The 15,348-nt window shown below is 69.2% G+C and carries 13 protein-coding genes; 4 read left to right on the forward strand and 9 right to left on the reverse strand.

Translation table 11 applies throughout. The annotated features are described in order from the left end of the window. Positions 1–60 precede the first annotated feature (60 nt). Both ACFVHY_RS00280 and ACFVHY_RS00285 read right to left on the reverse strand, forming a co-directional pair. Positions 61–2,238 (reverse strand): Ig-like domain repeat protein, encoded by a 2,178-nt coding sequence (locus ACFVHY_RS00280; RefSeq protein ID WP_390266872.1) that lies wholly within the window; start codon positions 2,236–2,238, stop codon positions 61–63. A 28-nt stretch (positions 2,239–2,266) separates the two neighbouring features. Then, on the reverse strand, positions 2,267–3,943 hold the full coding sequence (locus ACFVHY_RS00285) for an Hsp70 family protein (RefSeq protein WP_390266875.1): 1,677 nt from the start codon (positions 3,941–3,943) through the stop codon (positions 2,267–2,269). Positions 3,944–4,019: 76 nt separating this feature from the next. Between ACFVHY_RS00285 and grpE the strand changes: the two genes are divergently transcribed. Beyond that, the gene (grpE, locus tag ACFVHY_RS00290; protein WP_390266878.1) at positions 4,020–4,529 is read left to right on the forward strand and encodes a nucleotide exchange factor GrpE; all 510 of its coding nucleotides are present in this window, start codon (positions 4,020–4,022) and stop codon (positions 4,527–4,529) included. On the opposite strand, the gene ACFVHY_RS00295 is transcribed toward grpE, so the two are convergent. Together ACFVHY_RS00295 and ACFVHY_RS00300 are read right to left on the reverse strand one after the other, a co-directional pair. Next, positions 4,490–6,544 (reverse strand): prolyl oligopeptidase family protein, encoded by a 2,055-nt coding sequence (locus tag ACFVHY_RS00295; protein WP_390266881.1) that lies wholly within the window; start codon positions 6,542–6,544, stop codon positions 4,490–4,492. The two genes, grpE and ACFVHY_RS00295, sit on opposite strands and share 40 nt — an antisense overlap. 61 nt (positions 6,545–6,605) lie before the next feature. Then, complete coding sequence (locus ACFVHY_RS00300) at positions 6,606–7,550, reverse strand: hypothetical protein (protein WP_390266884.1); 945 nt, start codon at positions 7,548–7,550, stop codon at positions 6,606–6,608. A gap of 217 nt (positions 7,551–7,767) precedes the next feature. On the opposite strand from ACFVHY_RS00300, the gene ACFVHY_RS00305 reads away from it, so the two are divergent. Further along, the gene (locus ACFVHY_RS00305; RefSeq protein WP_390268747.1) at positions 7,768–9,345 is read left to right on the forward strand and encodes a serine hydrolase; all 1,578 of its coding nucleotides are present in this window, start codon (positions 7,768–7,770) and stop codon (positions 9,343–9,345) included. A gap of 3 nt (positions 9,346–9,348) precedes the next feature. Here the strand turns inward: ACFVHY_RS00305 and ACFVHY_RS00310 are convergent, their stop codons facing one another. The 3 genes from ACFVHY_RS00310 to ACFVHY_RS00320 are packed head-to-tail and all read right to left on the reverse strand — an operon-like array spanning position 9,349 to position 11,732. Beyond that, positions 9,349–9,837: a DinB family protein gene (locus tag ACFVHY_RS00310; RefSeq protein ID WP_390266887.1), complete on the reverse strand. Its 489-nt coding sequence runs from the start codon at positions 9,835–9,837 to the stop codon at positions 9,349–9,351. 10 nt (positions 9,838–9,847) lie between these two features. Beyond that, complete coding sequence (locus ACFVHY_RS00315) at positions 9,848–11,107, reverse strand: NADH:flavin oxidoreductase (RefSeq protein WP_390266890.1); 1,260 nt, start codon at positions 11,105–11,107, stop codon at positions 9,848–9,850. A 22-nt stretch (positions 11,108–11,129) separates the two neighbouring features. Further along, positions 11,130–11,732, reverse strand: coding sequence for a TetR/AcrR family transcriptional regulator (locus ACFVHY_RS00320; protein WP_390266893.1), 603 nt, complete (start codon positions 11,730–11,732; stop codon positions 11,130–11,132). A gap of 118 nt (positions 11,733–11,850) precedes the next feature. On the opposite strand from ACFVHY_RS00320, the gene lpdA reads away from it, so the two are divergent. Together lpdA and ACFVHY_RS00330 are read left to right on the forward strand one after the other, a co-directional pair. Beyond that, a complete protein-coding gene (gene lpdA, locus ACFVHY_RS00325; RefSeq protein ID WP_390266896.1) occupies positions 11,851–13,236 on the forward strand; it encodes a dihydrolipoyl dehydrogenase in 1,386 nt (461 codons plus the stop codon). A gap of 4 nt (positions 13,237–13,240) precedes the next feature. After that, positions 13,241–14,125, forward strand: a complete 885-nt coding sequence (locus tag ACFVHY_RS00330; RefSeq protein WP_390266899.1) for a DNA-3-methyladenine glycosylase family protein — start codon at positions 13,241–13,243, stop codon at positions 14,123–14,125. 15 nt (positions 14,126–14,140) lie between these two features. Here the strand turns inward: ACFVHY_RS00330 and ACFVHY_RS00335 are convergent, their stop codons facing one another. Both ACFVHY_RS00335 and ACFVHY_RS00340 read right to left on the reverse strand, forming a co-directional pair. Then, complete coding sequence (locus ACFVHY_RS00335) at positions 14,141–14,785, reverse strand: class I SAM-dependent methyltransferase (RefSeq protein WP_390266903.1); 645 nt, start codon at positions 14,783–14,785, stop codon at positions 14,141–14,143. Between the two features lie 16 nt (positions 14,786–14,801). Further along, positions 14,802–15,338, reverse strand: coding sequence for a carboxymuconolactone decarboxylase family protein (locus ACFVHY_RS00340; RefSeq protein WP_390266906.1), 537 nt, complete (start codon positions 15,336–15,338; stop codon positions 14,802–14,804). Positions 15,339–15,348 lie beyond the last annotated feature (10 nt).

Consider the following 15,348-nt stretch of genomic DNA (forward strand, 5'->3'; position numbering starts at 1 on the left):
TGATCGGACGGCGAAAACACACTCGCCGCAGGTGTTGGCGCCCAGCGTAGTGGACCATCGTCAGCGACCGGTGTCCGTTGCCGGGGCGTGGGCCCGCGCGGACGGACCGAAACTCGATGCGACGTCGAGCTGCCCCTGCGGATTCCGGCGGCAGCTGGCCACGGCGACATGGCAGGGACGTGGGACGTTCGCGGGGATCGGGTAGCCGTCGTCGATCTGGTATCGGGTGTTGGTGATCTTCGACGCGACCGCCGCCGGGTCGGCGGGGTGTTCCGGAGCGGCATCCGCCCGAACGACCACCATCGCTTCGGTGACACCGGCCGGCCACTCGAAGCGCACGGTGTCGGCGTCGACGCGGACTGCGGTGATCGGCGGCGGATCGTCGGGATGGGGGGTCGCCGGCGGCTGCGGCGCTGCGGTCGCCGAGGCGGGGGCGGCCGGCGCGGGGGTGGCGTCGGAGCGGGCGGGGGCGGACTGGTTGCCGGCCAGCACGGCGGTGACCTCGTACACCGGCGGCACCGGGTCGGGCCGACTGCCGTCGGAGAGTTCGGTCCCCGCGGTGCGGCCGAGCGTCCGGGTCGACCCGTCGAACCCGATGCGCACGACGCGGTAGGTCACCGACTCCGTCGCGGACGGATCCCAGGAGACGGTGATCGCACCACTCTCGGCGACGAACCGGACGTTGCTCGGCGGCTCCACGGTCAGCACCGTCGCCGCCGAGTTGAGGCCCTCGTGATCGGTGATCCGACGTCGCATCTCGGCGGCGGCGGTGAGGCTCGCCGGGTCGCTCGCGGATGCCGACCGCGCGATCTCGCCCGCCTGGGCGACGATGTCCCGCGACGCCTCGAGGCGGGCCTGGAGCGACCCGCCCGAGTCGGGAAGACGGTCGATGTCCCGGGCCCGCCGGAACACGTCCTCCAGCAGTTCGAGCGCCGCGACGTGGCGCATCTCGTCCGCGAGGTCCCGGGCCCGGCGGGAGTCCGCCACCGCCTGCGCGATGACCCGTTCGACCTCGTCGGCGACCGCCGCGATCTGCCGGAGCGCCGCGGCATCGTCGCCGGCCCCGGCACGCGCATCGGCGATGGCCGCGCGCGCCCCTACGGGCAGGCCGTCGCGCAAGGCGGCGCGGGCGGCGCGGAGATCGTTCTCCCACAGCCGCTTCGGCGGGGGGACCTCGACAGGCTCGGCCAACGGCGGGGGTGGCTCGGCCGACGGCGGGGGTGGCTCGGCCGACGGCGGGGGGCCGGCCGGTGGGCTCACGGCTGCTCCGAATTCGGCGGCGAGTCCAGCGATCACGGTGCGCGCATCGCGTGCGCCGAGTCCGCGGGTGCGGGCCTCGTCGAGCAGGAACTCATGGTCCTGCGCACCCAGTTCGTCCTCGACCAGGACCGCGGCCCGGACCCGTGGCCGGAGATGGTCGGTCACGGCGTCGATGACCGATTGCCGATACTCCTGCGCCAGCACGGGATCGGAGAGCAGGACGTCGTGTACGTGGACCAGCAGCTCGTCGAGGACCGCGCGGAACCGACCGGCGGCGAGCTCACGGGCTCGTTCGTTGACCGCGGCGGCCCGGGACTCGATGAGACCGCGATCGGCGGCGGCGTCGGTGTCGAGGTGCAGCAGGGTCAGGAGCGTCGGGGTCGGGTCGCCGTCGCGGAGTCGGTCGAACTCGGCGAGCAGGTCGACGATCTGACCGCGTTGCTGCGCCGACAACGACACCCGCGGAGGCACGGGTTCGACGGACGCGGGCGGTGCGTCGTCGACGATGCGATGACGCCGCAGTCGGGTGGCGATCTCGGCCGGATCGAGGCCGCCCATGGCGCCGATCTCGTCCAGCCCGGCGCGCTTGGATCTCGGGATTCCGCCGTAGCGTTCGTTGAGCCGCGCGATCGCGTTGTCGAGGAGTTCGAATCGCTGCTGATCGCGCAGTTCGCGTCGGGTGCTCACCGCACGGGCCTCGGCGATCCGACCGGTCTTGTGCCGCAACGGCGCCGACCGCTCGTCGTGTTCGGCAACCAACCGGGCCACCAGGATGCGGTACTTCGGGTGGTCGCGTTGCTTCTGCCAGAAGGCCCACACCTCGTCGAGTCGGGCGGCCACCGCGGCGTCGTCGAGCCGCTCGGCCTCCTCGATCGGGAGGTCATACAGTTCGAACGAATCCGATTCGCTCGGGCCTCCGCGTTTCTCGACCGCGGCGAGCACACGTTTGCGATAGTCGTTGCCGACGAACGGTTCCATCCAGGTCTCTCCCCTCCGGCGGAGGCGGTCAGTGGTCGCGGCGCCGGGAGCGGTGGACCTGGTCGAGTTCCCGCTCGACCTCCGATTTCGACAGCGAGGCACCGGTTTTGGCCGACAATGTGAGCGGGATCTGCGCATCGACGTGGAACGCGGTGACGTGCAGTACGCCGTCGAAGGCCATCTCGAAGGTCACCGACACCTCGCTGCCCTCGTCGTATCCGGGCGGGATGTCGGTGATCGCTCCTTCGATGAGGACCTTGGCGTCCTCCGGTCTCGGGGAAGCCGACTGCCCCTGCTGTTCCAGCACGACCAGTTCGATGCGGGACTGGTCGCGTCGCATGGTCCCGAACGACCGTCGCACCCGGATCGGGAGCGTCGAATTCCGCTGGACCAGCCAGCTGGCCTCGAGTTCGCCGTTGTGGCCGTTGACCGCCAGCACCCCGAAACCGCGGGAGACCACTGTGTCCACGAGGACCTCGAGCATGCGGCGGACACTGCTGACGGGCAGCGCGAACGCGTGGGCGACCCGGCTGCAGGACTCGTCGAGGTCGGCCGGTGCGACGGCGTCGAGACCGCGCTCCTCGCGCAGGCGTCCGCGGGTGGTGAGGTCGGCGCGGACGAGTCGTTCGATCTCCAGCTTCTCGCCGTAGATCGCCGCCCCGCGGGCGACGGCGAGGTCGGGGTCGTTCAGTTCCGGTGTCTTGCCCAGTGCGGCGGCGAGTTCCCGCGCGACCATCGGCATCCGCGACGAACCGCCGACCAGCAGGACACGGTCGACGGCTGACACCCCTCGGCGTTCGGCGGCGGCCAGGCATGATCGGGTGAGTTCGACGGTCCGGGCCAGCAGCGGACGGGTGAGTTCCTCGAGTTCGGCCCGGGTGAGCGTGATGACCGACCGGACGCCGTCGTGGGCGACGATGACCGAGGTCGAATCCGACTCGGTCAGTTCGTGTTTGGCGCGCTCCGCGGCGAGGATGAGCGACTGCGAGCCGGCCGAGTCGTCGAGCGGGTCCTCGGCGTCGGGGTGTTCGGCGCAGAACGTGCGCGAGAGGTGCAGCGCCAACCGCTCGTCCCAGTCGGCACCGCCGAGCTGGTGATCGCCGTCGACGGCGAGCACGGTGATCCGGCGATCGGCGAGTTCGATGACCGTCGCGTCGAAGGTCCCGCCGCCGAGGTCGTAGACCAGGACCGTCTCGTCGGGTGTGCCCTTGGCCAGCGGGTCGGTCAGGCGGCTGAAGCCGTAGGACAGAGCGGCGGCGATCGGCTCGGACAGGACCCCCGCGACCTCGAGGCCGGCGTACGTGCCGGCCTGGATCGTCGCGCGCCGCTCCTCGTCGCCGAAGTAGGCGGGCACCGTGATCACGGCCCGCTCGACCTGCTCGCCGGCGAACGTGGCGTCGGAGATCAGTGACTTGAGGATGAGCGCCGAGATCGCCGGCGCCGACCAGGTCTGACCGTGCGCGACGAAACGCCACTGGGCATCGCCCATCCGCCGCTTCACCAGGCTGCAGACGTTCTCCGGGTCGAGTCTGGCCTGCCGGCGGGCCCCTTCGCCGACGACGTGATCCGTCGGCGACGTCAGCAATACCGTCGACGGGGTGGTCGGTGCGCCGGTCAGTCCGACGATCACCTCCGGGCGGCCGTCGGCGTCGATCTTCGCCATCGCCGAGTTGGTGGTTCCGAGGTCGATCCCGATTACGCCCACGATCGGGGATGCTAGCAGCGCAGACGGTCTCGCCGGTGCCGGACGATCGGCCGGTGGAGTTGATTACGCTGGCGGAATGACGTCTCCGGAGGGTGATGTGCCCGAGCGAATCGACGGGCTCGCGCAGTTGGGCGAGCAGGTGTCCGACCTCGCCCTCGTGGTCGCGCGGCAGACCAGGACGATCGAGCGGCTCGTCGACGCCGCGAAGTCCCCGGCCGCGGCGGCCGGGGCGGACACCGCCCTGCTGGTCGACCTCTTCGCGCTCCACACCGATGCGGCGACGTGCGCGGTCTCGGCGTCGGAAGCCGACCGGCCCGCGTTCGAGCTGCTGCGCGCCGGACTGGAACGCCTCATCGTCGGCCGCGGGGGAGCGGTCGTCGCACCGCCCGCCGGAACCGACTTCGATGCCCGCACCATGGAGGCGGTCGACGTCCATCCGACCGACGACGCGTCCGCCGACCGCACCGTCGCCGAGCTGCTCCGTCCCGGGCTGGTCGTCGGCGAGCGGTCGGTCCGGCCGGCGGCAGTGGTGGTCTTCCGGAGCGGTCAGGCGTCGGGAGAGAGTGTCCGCCAGAGGAACTCGTAGGCCAGGGCCGATTTGAACGCGGCCTGCTTGTTGTCCGCCGCGCCGCCGTGGCCGCCCTCGATGTTCTCGTAGTACTGCACGTCGTGGCCGGTTTCCTCCAGGCGGGCAACGAGTTTGCGCGCGTGGCCGGGGTGGACGCGGTCGTCGCGGGTCGACGTCGTGACCAGGATGGGCGGGTAGGTCGCGTCCGCGTCGACGTTCTGATACGGCGAGAACGGTTTCATGAACTCCCACTGTTCGGGGTCGTCGGGATCGCCGTACTCGGCCATCCACGACGCCCCGGCCAGCAGGAGGTGGTAGCGCTTCATGTCGATGAGCGGGACCTGGCAGACCAGGGCGCCGAACAGCTCGGGATAGCGCGTCAGCATCACGCCCATGAGCAACCCGCCGTTGGAACCACCCTGGGCGCCCAGCTGTGACGCAGTGGTGAGTCCGGTGTCGACCAGGGTGCGCGCGACGGCAGCGAAATCCTCGTACACCTTGTGCCGCCCCGCTTTCTGCGCCTGGGTGTGCCACGACGGGCCGTATTCGCCGCCGCCCCGGATGTTGGCGATGACGTAGATCCCGCCGCGCTCGATCCAGCTCTGCCCGGCGATCGCGAGATAGCTCGGGGTGAGGGCGTTCTCGAATCCGCCGTAGCCGTAGAGCAGCGTCGGTCCGTGGGACACGTCGCGACGACGCACCACGAAGTACGGCACCTGCGTGCCGTCGTCGGACGTCGCGAAGTGCTGCTCGGCGGTCACCGCGTCGGAGTCGAAGAACGCGGGACTGTGTTTGATGACCTCCGGGGCCCGGCCGCTGTGGCCGTGGAGCAGACTCGGCGGATCGGTGAACGACGTCGCCGACCAGAACACCTCGTCGCTCTCGTCGGGATCGGTGTCGAGGACCGACACCGTGGCGAGGTCGGGCAGACCCGGCATGTCCACGTCCTGCCAGGTGCCGAGTTCGAGTACCTCGACCCGGGTGTGCACGTCGTGCAGCTTCACGATGATGAGATGCGAACGCGTGTAGGCGTAGTCGACGAGGCTCGTGTGCGCATCGGGCGCGAAGAGCACTGTCGCGTCGCGGTCGCCCGCCCGGTAGGACTCGTAGTCGAAGGCCAGCAGGGTGCCCGGTGCGTGTGTGGTGCCGTCGATCTCCCACTCCGATCGCGTGAGCACCAGCAGCCAGTTCATCCGGACCCCGGCGTGCGCGTCGGTGGGCACGTCGAGCAACTCGGGGCGGCCGTCGCGCAGTTCGTAGTCGAGAGAGTTGAAGAAGTCGGTGGCGCGACCGACGAAGTGGCGTTCGAATCCCGGTGTGCTGTCGTAGCTCGCCCGCACCGACACGTCCCCGGTCTCGCCGGCGAAGACCGTCACGGCCTCCGACAGCGGGGTGCCGCGCGTCCAGCGCTTGACGATGCGGGGGTAACCGGAATCGGTCAGCGAGCTCAGCCCGTCCGGTTGCACGCCGAAATCCGTTCCGACGTAGACGGTGTCACGATCGATCCACCCGACGTCGGATTTGTTCTCCGCCAGCTCGAAGCCGTCGGCGACCCAGGTGCGTGACGGGATGTCGAACTCGCGGACCACGGAGGCGTCGGCGCCGCCGCGCGAGAGGGAGATCAGCGCGCGCTCGTACTCGGGACGCAGGACGGAGGCGCCGGCCCACACCCAGTTCTCGTCCTCGGCGCGTGCGAGTTCGTCGACGTCGATGAGGACATCCCAGTCGGGGGTGTCGGTCACATAGGAGTCGTACGTCGTACGACGCCAGAGGCCACGCGGGTTGGTCGCGTCGCGCCAGAAGTTGTACAGGTACTCACCGCGGCGACGCGCGTAGGGGATGCGGTCGTCGGTGTCCAGGGCGGCAAGCGTCGCGGCCTCCAACTCGCGGAAGCGTTCCGACGACGTCAACGCCGCCACCGTGGGCTCGTTGTGCGCGCGCACCCAGGACAGCGCGTCGTCGCCGGTGACCTCTTCCAGCCACAGGTACGGGTCGGTGTCGGACGTGGGGGCGTCGTAGCCGTGCTCGGTCATGGCGTCCAACCTACGCGGGTGTCGACGGCGGGATGCTTCCCCCACAAGCCGTTCGACGGGCTCACAGAAAGCGCTGCAGTGCCGCTTCGAGGTCGGGGCCGGGGGTGATCGAGAGCTGCCGGGTGTCGGGGTCGGCGGTCGAGATCCGGGTCACCACGCCCTCACGCCAGTAGTAGATGTGTGGACTCAGCTTGCCGACGGCGGTTTCGTGTCTCTTCGCAGTCGCAGTAGCGAGATCGCTGATGGCGAGGACCGCCGTCTCGTCGCGTACGCGGTGCATGCAGATCGTGTTGCGGTCAGGTACCCCCACGACCACGCCGTCGGGCGCCTCGGAGACGCCGAACACCGCGTGGAGTATCGCGGGCATGTTGCCGAGTTTGGAGGCGATGAAGACCGAGGCACCCGCAACCCAGGTGAGCGGGCCGTCGGTTGGCGACGAGACGAACTCGACGGGTTCGGCGTCGGTGTTGCGCTGTCCGACGACGAAGAGCCGGTCGACGCCGCGCTCGGACACCTCGTCGGATGGGAGGTAGGCGACCGTCTCCGGGTTGTCAATGCACAACACCATCGCCAGGTCGTCGGCCAGGCGACGGGCATACCCGAGATCGATGGGTGCGGAGTCGACCGCGTCGAACGTGAGGAGCCGGGTGCGCACTCGGGACTCGAACTCCTCGGGCGCCAGTCTCGAAGGGGGCACATCGCTTCGGGCGCGGACGAGTTGCCCGAAGTGGAGATCGATGGCGGGCCCCCACTGATCGCGCGGTGTCGAAGCGCATCGTCGGAACACTGAGTCGAGTCCGTGTGTCGCCCCGTCATCGCGGCGCACCGACGCACCGTCGGCCGCGAGGGTGGCAGTCGACCCGAGCGCGCCCAGCGCAGTCACCGCCCGGCGCCCGATCCACGCTGTGTCCTCTCGGGTCAACGACAGCGGAAATGGCGAAGTGGAACTCGACGACGCCGACGATCCGGAACCGTCGGCGCCCGCGGGCGGTGCGTGGTGATCCATGCCCCGGACAGTAGTCGGCACGACGCCGCGACAGCACGCGTGGACCTCACTGTCTCCCCCCGCAAATGACCTGCGCAAAACGCCCACTTCCCGCTTCGCGCCCGGGGTATCGTGACCGAGCGACGTCGAGGAGACCCCCATGGCCACTGCCCATTCCGTTCCCGCCCGCTGTCCCGGCCATGAACCCCCGCGGACGCCGAGATGGGCCCGCCTCTCGATGGCCACCTGTTCCCTAGTCGCCGTGGTCGCGCTCGTCGCGGCTTGCGACAGCGGGTCCTCGGGCACCGGGGCGCCACCGTCTGCATCGGAGTCTCTGGAGAACCCGAATGCCGTTGCCGCCGAACCGCTGCCGGCCGACGCGGTCGACAAGGCGGTCGGACAGCTCGACGACCTGGTCAACTCGATGATGGAGTCGACGAAGATCCCGGGTGTGGCCGTGGCCGTCGTGTCCGGCGGTGAGACCAAATACGCCAAGGGCTTCGGTGTCAAGGACATCACGACCGGTGAGGCCGTCGACCCGAACACCGTCTTCCAGCTGGCGTCGGTGTCGAAGTCGGTGGGATCGACGGTGGTCGCGGCCGCCGTCACCGACAAGACTGTGACGTGGGAGATGCCGATCGTGGAATCGCTGCCGTGGTTCGCGCTCGCCGAACCGTACGTCACGCGCACTGTGACCGTCGGCGACATGTACTCGCACCGATCCGGTCTGCCGGACCATGCGGGCGACAAACTCGAGGACATGGGGTACTCGCAGCAGGAGATCATGCAGCGCATGCGCTTCATGCCGCTCGACCCGTTCCGGATCAGCTACGCCTACACCAACTTCGGGGTGACGACCGGTGGCGAGGCGGTGGCGGTGAAGGCCGGGACGGACTGGGCGACGCTGTCGCAGGACCTCATCTACGGCCCGCTGGGCATGACCAGCACCAGCTCCCGCTACGTCGACTTCGAGCGCCGGGCCGACCGCGCGGTGGGGCACATCAAGGAAGACGGCAAGTGGGTCAAGACCCCGATCCCGCGCGATCCCGACGCGCAGTCACCCGCCGGCGGTGTGAGCTCGAACGTCAACGACATGGCGACGTGGCTGAAGATGGTGCTGGCGCAGGGCAAGCACAACGGCCAGGAGGTCGTGGCCCCCGACGCGCTGCTCCCGGCCCTCTCACCGCAGATCGTGTCGAGCCCGCCCCAGACGCCCGACAATCGCGCCGGATCGTACGGCTACGGCTTCAACGTCGGGGTGACCGAGGACGCCCGGACGCAGTTCAACCACGCCGGCGCGTTCGCGTCGGGCGCCGGCACGGTGTTCTCGATCCTGCCGTCGGCCGACACCGCCATCGTCGTCCTGTCCAACGCCGCGCCCCTCGGTGCGGTGGACTCGATCGCCGCCGAGTTCATGGACCTCGTGCAGTTCGGCGAGATCCGCAACGACTGGCGCGACCTCTATGCGAAGGCCTATGCCCCCCTGAGTGTGCCGAGCGGCGAACTCGTCGGCAAGGAACCGCCGTCGAATCCCGCACCGTCGCAACCACTGCCGTCGTATGTGGGTACCTACGCCAACGCGGTGTACGGACCGGCGGAGATCGTCGAACGCGACGGGAAGCTCGTCCTGGAGATGGGGCCGGGCGGCGTCCGCAAACACGAGCTCTCCCACTGGGACGGCAACACCTTCACCTTCACCCTGCTCAACGAGAACGCCGAACCTGGCTCGATCTCGCAGGTCACGTTCGACGGCCCGCGTATGACGATCGAGTACTACGACGACGAGGAGAGCAACGGCGAGTTCATCCGGCGCTGACGGTCAGCGGCCCGTCCGGCCGTCGACGCCCTCGCGGATGATGTCGAGATGGCCGGCGTGACGGGCGGTCTCCTCGATCATGTGGGTCAACGCCCACCGCATCGACGGGGAGGAGCGACGTCCGCACGCCCTGGGCGCCGCCTCGGCGAGATCGGTGTAGGCGTCGATGACCTCGCCGGCCTCGGACACCGCGCGGCGGTATGCCGCCTGCACCGACGCCACGGTCTCGTCGTCGGGGCATGCGAACGTCGCCTGCCAGTCGTCCGCGTCCTCGCCCAGGAAGAAGAACCGTTCGACGAACGTCAGATGGCGGACCACCCCCAACAGGCTGGTGCCCGACGGCACCGCGGCCGCACGGGCGTCGACCTCGGAGACGCCGTCGAGTTTGGCCACCGCGGAGGCGCGCAGATAGTCGAGGAAACCGACCAGCACCTCCTTCTCCGAACCGCCGGTCGCCGGTGGCGGGGTGTCCTTGCGACGGCGGGGAGGCATGGCCCCCACCCTAATGGTGGGCGGCCGCCGGGTCGGGGACCTCGCCGGTCCGGACCGGGCATCGGGTGTGGGAGTAGATCGTCGGCATGCAGAGATTGCAGTGGACGCATTTCGACGTCGTCGACGGGTCGGCGGCGAGGCGCAGAGGTAGGTCGGGTTCACGCAGGAGCGCGCGCCCCATCGCCATGAAATCGAAGCCCTCGGCGAGCGCGAGGTTCATCGAGGCGCGATCGGTGACGCCGCCCAGGAGGATGAGCGGCAGATCGACGGCCTTGCGGAGTTCGCGCGCGAGAGGCAGCAGATAGGCGTCGTGATAGCGGTAGTGCTTCAGGAAGACCGGTGCGAAGGCCTTCAGTCCGTACTTCATCGCACCGGAGAACGCATCGGCGAACTCTTTGCGGGGTGCCTCGCCGTGGAAGAGGTACATCGGGTTGAGCAGTGAACTACCCGCGGTCGGTTCGATGGCGTCGAGGTGGCCGTCGGATTCCAGCAGCTGTGCCACCTGGCATGCCTCGTCGACGTTGAAGCCACTCAGCCTCGCCCGGCCCCGGGTCCGCGCCGCGGGCGAGCGCTCGAGGTCGACCCGGCCGACGCCGTCGAAGAGGTTGAGCTTCACCCAGATCGCAGCCTGGTCCCCGACCTCGTCGCGCACGCTCTCGACCACCTCACGGGCGAGGCGGGCGCGGTTGACGAGGCTCCCGCCGTAGGCGTCACGACGCCGGTTCAGCAGCGGGGACAGGAAGCTGGAGATGAGATAGTTGTGGCCGCAGTGGATCTCGAGTCCGTCGAAGCCGGAGTCCACCGCAAGCCGTGCGGCCCGGCGGAACGTGGTCCGCAGGTCGGCGATGTCGCCGACGCTGATCGCACGGGTCACCGACATCCCCATCGGCGCGGGTATCCGTGACGGTCCCAGGGAGGCGGCCCGGTTCGACGCCGAGTTCGCGACCGCGCCCGCGTGCCCCAGTTGGGCCGCCGCGAGCGCTCCTTCGGCGTGGATGGCGTCGGTGAGTCTCCGCAATCCGGGAACCGCGTCGGGGCGCATCCAGATCTGGTGGCGGTCGGTGCGGCCCTCGGGTGAGATCGCGCAGTAGGCGACCGTGCTCATGGCCACCCCGCCGGCGGCGACCTCGCGATGGAACTCGATGAGTTCGTCGGTCACCAGGGCGTCGGGCGTCATCCCCTCGAAGGTGGCGCATTTGATCAGGCGGTTCCGCAGGTGCAGCGGTCCCAGCCGGGCGGGGCTGAACGGTCCGGTGGTGGGGCTGTCCACAACGGGTCCTCTCACTCGTGTCTCACGTGGCGGGTGCGGTCAGTCCGGCGGTGACGAAGCCGGACAGGGCCGTCACGGAGGCGGGGCTCGAGGTCTCGGTGCCGCCGAACCGCAGGAGGATCAGCTGGAAGGCGAGTGCCCAGCGTCGGCGCGCTTCGGTCGCGGTCAGGCCGGGGACGGCCTCGGCGAGCATGTCGGCGAACGGATCGAGATCGAACCAGCGCGACGTCCAGCTCGCGGTGGGATGGGCGAATACAAACCGTGCGAGCAGCTGTAGGTGCAGATGTCCGGTCGGGTCGGACTGCAGGTCGACGAAGGGGGCCACCACGACGTCGACGACACGCGCGATCGGCGTCGCGGCCGGGTCGAGGGAGGCCAGCGGGTCGGCCCACAGCGGACCCAGGCGAGACTCCAGCAGCGCGATGGTGAGGTCGTCTTTGGTGCCGAAGTGATAGTGCACTGCGGCCGGGTTCGCCTCGGCGGCCGCGCAGATCGCCCGGACGGACACCTTGTCGTATCCCTCGGCGAGGAAGAGACGTTCGGCGACGGCCAGCAGGGCGTCGCGGGTGGGCAGCGACGTCGAATCGCCGCGCCCACCGCGTCCGGCGCGCGTGGTCTGGGTCACACGTCGAGGAAAGCACAGTTCAGTCGATGTTTCAATCAATGATTGAATACGCTGGTTGCTACCGGCGAGTATTGGGACACTCTGCGGCGACGGTCGGTCGGGACGTAGGCTGGCGGTCGTGGCTGAACACTTTCAAACAGTTGTATTGGGTGCAGGTCCAGGTGGGTACGTAGCCGCGATCCGGTCGGCTCAACTGGGCATGAAAACCGCCGTCATCGAGGAGAAGTACTGGGGCGGTGTGTGTCTGAACGTCGGATGTATCCCGTCCAAGGCGCTGCTGCGGAACGCCGAGCTCGCGCACATCTTCAACCATCAGGCCAAGACCTTCGGCATGAGTGGTGACGTGTCCTTCGACTTCGGGGCGGCGTTCGACCGCAGCCGCAAGGTGTCGGACGGCATCGTCAAGGGCGTCCACTACCTGATGAAGAAGAACAAGATCACCGAGATCGACGGGTATGGCGTGTTCACCGACGCCAAGACCATCAAGGTGGGCGATCGGGAGATCACGTTCGACAACGTCATCATCGACACCGGCTCCACGGTCAAGCTGCTCCCGGGCGTCGAGCTGTCGGAGAACGTGGTCACCTACGAGACCCAGATCCTCACCCGTGAGCTGCCCGAGTCCATCGTCATCGTCGGTGCGGGCGCCATCGGCATGGAGTTCGGCTATGTGCTGGCCAACTACGGTGTCGACGTCACGATCGTCGAGTTCCTCGACCGCGTGCTGCCCAACGAGGATGCCGACGCGTCGAAGGCGCTCGCCAAGGAATACAAGAAGCTCGGCATCAAACTGCTGACCTCCACCCGGGTCCAGTCGGTCACCGACAACGGCGACAGCGTCACCGTCACCTACACCGACGCCAAGGACAAAGAGGGCGAGCTGACCGTCGACAAGGTCCTCATGTCCGTCGGATTCGCCCCGCGCGTCGACGGCTTCGGCCTGGACAAGACCGGTGTCGAGCTGACCGACCGCGGCGCCATCGCGATCGACGACTACATGCGCACCAACGTCGACAACATCTACGCGATCGGTGACGTCACCGCCAAGCTGCAACTCGCCCACGTCGCCGAGGCGCAGGGCGTGGTGGCCGCCGAGACCATCGCCGGTGTCGAGACCATGACCCTCGGCGACTACCGGTTCATGCCGCGCGCGACGTTCTGCCAGCCCCAGGTCGCCTCCTTCGGGCTCACCGAGGCGCAGGCCAAGGACGAGGGTTACAACGTGAAGGCGACGACCTTCCCGTTCTCGGCCAACGGCAAGGCGCAGGGCCTCGGCGAGACCACGGGCTTCGCGAAGCTCGTCACCAATGCCGACACCGACGAGCTGCTCGGCGGACATCTGGTGGGCGACAACGTCTCCGAGATGCTCCCCGAGATGACGCTGGCCCACAAGTGGGACCTCACCGCCAAGGAACTGGCACGCAACGTGCACACCCACCCGACCATGTCGGAAGCCCTGCAGGAGACGTTCCACGGCGCTCTCGGGCACATGATCAACCTGTAGTCGCTTGAGTGCCGACGAGCGGTCCCGGGAGTGGAAGCTCCCGTGGCCGCTCGACCTGCCGGGGACGGTGGGCCTGCACCGGCGGGGTGCAGGCGACCCGTCGTTCGTGTACGCCGGGGACGGTTCGGTCTGGCGGGCGGTGTACACCCCCGACGGGCCGGGCACCCTGACGATCGCCGTGCGGTCCGGCGTCGTTCTCGGGCGCGCGTGGGGACCCGGCGCGGACTGGTTGCTCGAACAGATGCCGGTCTTCCTCGGGGCCGCCGACGATCCGGCCGCCCTCGTGCCGCGCGATCCGGTTGTGGCCGAACTCGTCCGGCGCGCCGAGGGTCTGCGGCTCTCGCGCACCGATCGGGTGTGGGAGGCCCTCGTGCCGGCGATCCTGGAGCAGAAGGTCGTCGGTGCCGAGGCGTTTCGTGCCTGGCGTTACCTGGTGCGACGCTTCGGTTCTCCCGCACCGGGGCCGGTGCCGGAGACCATGCGGGTGCCGCCGCCCAGGGAGGACTGGGTGCGGATTCCGAGTTGGGAGTGGCACCGCAGCGGAATCGAACCGGTTCGCATGCGGACCATCCGCGGCGCGGCCACCATCGACGTCGAACGTCATGCGCGAAAGCTGACCGTCCTGCGCGGCGTCGGACAGTGGACCGAGGCCGAGACGCTGTCGCGGTCACTCGGCGACCCCGACGTGGTCAACGTCGGCGATTATCACATCCCGAAACTGGTCGGGCTCACCCTGATCGGCGAGGCGGTCGACGACGCCGGCATGCTCGAACTGCTCGAACCCTATGCGGGGCAACGTCAACGGATCATCAGGCTGGTCGCCCGACGCGGCGCCCGTCCGGAGCGGCGCGGGCCGCGGATGACGGTCCGCGACTACCGGGAGTTCTGACGCGCCTCGGGCCGCCTACGACGCCGCCCTGCGCGCCAGCACGAACTGGCCCTGACCGGTGATCGTCTGCTCGATATCGGTCACTCCGGCGCGTCGGAGGCGCTCGACGATCTCGTGGTCGTCGAAGATCCGGTACCCGCTCGCCCCGGCGAGCGGCCGGACGCCCGGGAACGAGGTGAGCGGCGTCGTCACCGAGGTGAAGACCACGATCTCGCCACCGGGTGCGGTCACCCGCACCAGCTCGTCGACGACCGGTAGCGGGTCGGGGATCAGATAGAGCGCCGCCAGGCAGGTCACCACGTCGAAGGTGTTGTCGGCGAACGGCAATGCGTGGGCATCACCCCGCAGGAACGCGGCCCGCCCCACCGCGTTGGTCTGCGCGGCCCGCGCCAGCATGGGCGCGGAGAAGTCGATGCCGATGCAGCGACCGTCGCCGGTGAGTCCGTCGGCGATCTCGCGTGTGTAATTGCCGGGGCCGCAGGCGACATCGAGGACCAACCGGTCGCCGGGGCGGGCGAGGTAGGCGCGTAGTGCACGGTCGAAGTCGGCGGTGGAACGGCCGCCGAGGCTGAAGAGCCGGGTGAAGGTCGGCCGCCAGAGATGTTCGTAGATCTCGGCGAAATACTCGTTGCGCATCAGGCGCTGCGCGATCGACTCCATGTCAGGGGTGTCGCAGTCAGGAGCGGGCGTCGCGCTGGACGCGCAGCGTGTGGATGGTGGTCGCGAGGCTGTCGTATTGACCGACGAGCAGGGTGAACCCGATGAGCCCCCGGTCGTCGAGGTGCCGGGACAACGCCTGCCAGGCGATGTCGGAGACGTCCTTGGTCTCGACGAGTTCGTCGACCGCGCGCAGGATCGCCCGTTCACGATCACCCCACCCGGCGTCGGGCCCCTCGAGGATGCGGTCGAACTCGTCGGCGGTGATCCCGGCCCGACGGCCGAGGCGTCGGTGATGGTCGAGTTCGTAGTCGCAATGCCGCAGGTGGGCCACCCGGATGATCACCATCTCGGAGTCCTTCCGCGACAACACACCGAACGGCATGAGGCGACTGCTGAAGTGGAGCCACCCGCGGAACAAACCTTTCGCGCGACCGAGGGTCGAGAAGATGTGCGCGTCGTCGACACCCATGACGCGTGCGGCCCCCCGCGCGAAGACGAAATTGACCGGCCCGAGCTCCCGGAAACCACCCGGTGCGACGCGAGGTGTGCCCATGGGCCCACGG

The organism is Gordonia sp. NPDC127522, assembly GCF_042672305.1.
Taxonomy (GTDB): domain Bacteria; phylum Actinomycetota; class Actinomycetes; order Mycobacteriales; family Mycobacteriaceae; genus Gordonia; species Gordonia hongkongensis.

Excerpts from the sequence above, each read along its gene's own strand:
- ACFVHY_RS00310 (WP_390266887.1), bottom strand. The coding sequence starts at position 9,837 with ATGCCTCCCCGCCGTCGCAAGGACACCCCGCCACCGGCGACCGGCGGT.
- ACFVHY_RS00335 (WP_390266903.1), bottom strand. The coding sequence starts at position 14,785 with ATGGAGTCGATCGCGCAGCGCCTGATGCGCAACGAGTATTTCGCCGAG.
- grpE (WP_390266878.1), top strand. The coding sequence starts at position 4,020 with ATGACGTCTCCGGAGGGTGATGTGCCCGAGCGAATCGACGGGCTCGCG.
- ACFVHY_RS00300 (WP_390266884.1), bottom strand. The coding sequence starts at position 7,550 with ATGGATCACCACGCACCGCCCGCGGGCGCCGACGGTTCCGGATCGTCG.
- ACFVHY_RS00305 (WP_390268747.1), top strand. The coding sequence starts at position 7,768 with ATGGCCACCTGTTCCCTAGTCGCCGTGGTCGCGCTCGTCGCGGCTTGC.
- ACFVHY_RS00295 (WP_390266881.1), bottom strand. The coding sequence starts at position 6,544 with ATGACCGAGCACGGCTACGACGCCCCCACGTCCGACACCGACCCGTAC.
- ACFVHY_RS00340 (WP_390266906.1), bottom strand. The coding sequence starts at position 15,338 with ATGGGCACACCTCGCGTCGCACCGGGTGGTTTCCGGGAGCTCGGGCCG.
- ACFVHY_RS00280 (WP_390266872.1), bottom strand. The coding sequence starts at position 2,238 with ATGGAACCGTTCGTCGGCAACGACTATCGCAAACGTGTGCTCGCCGCG.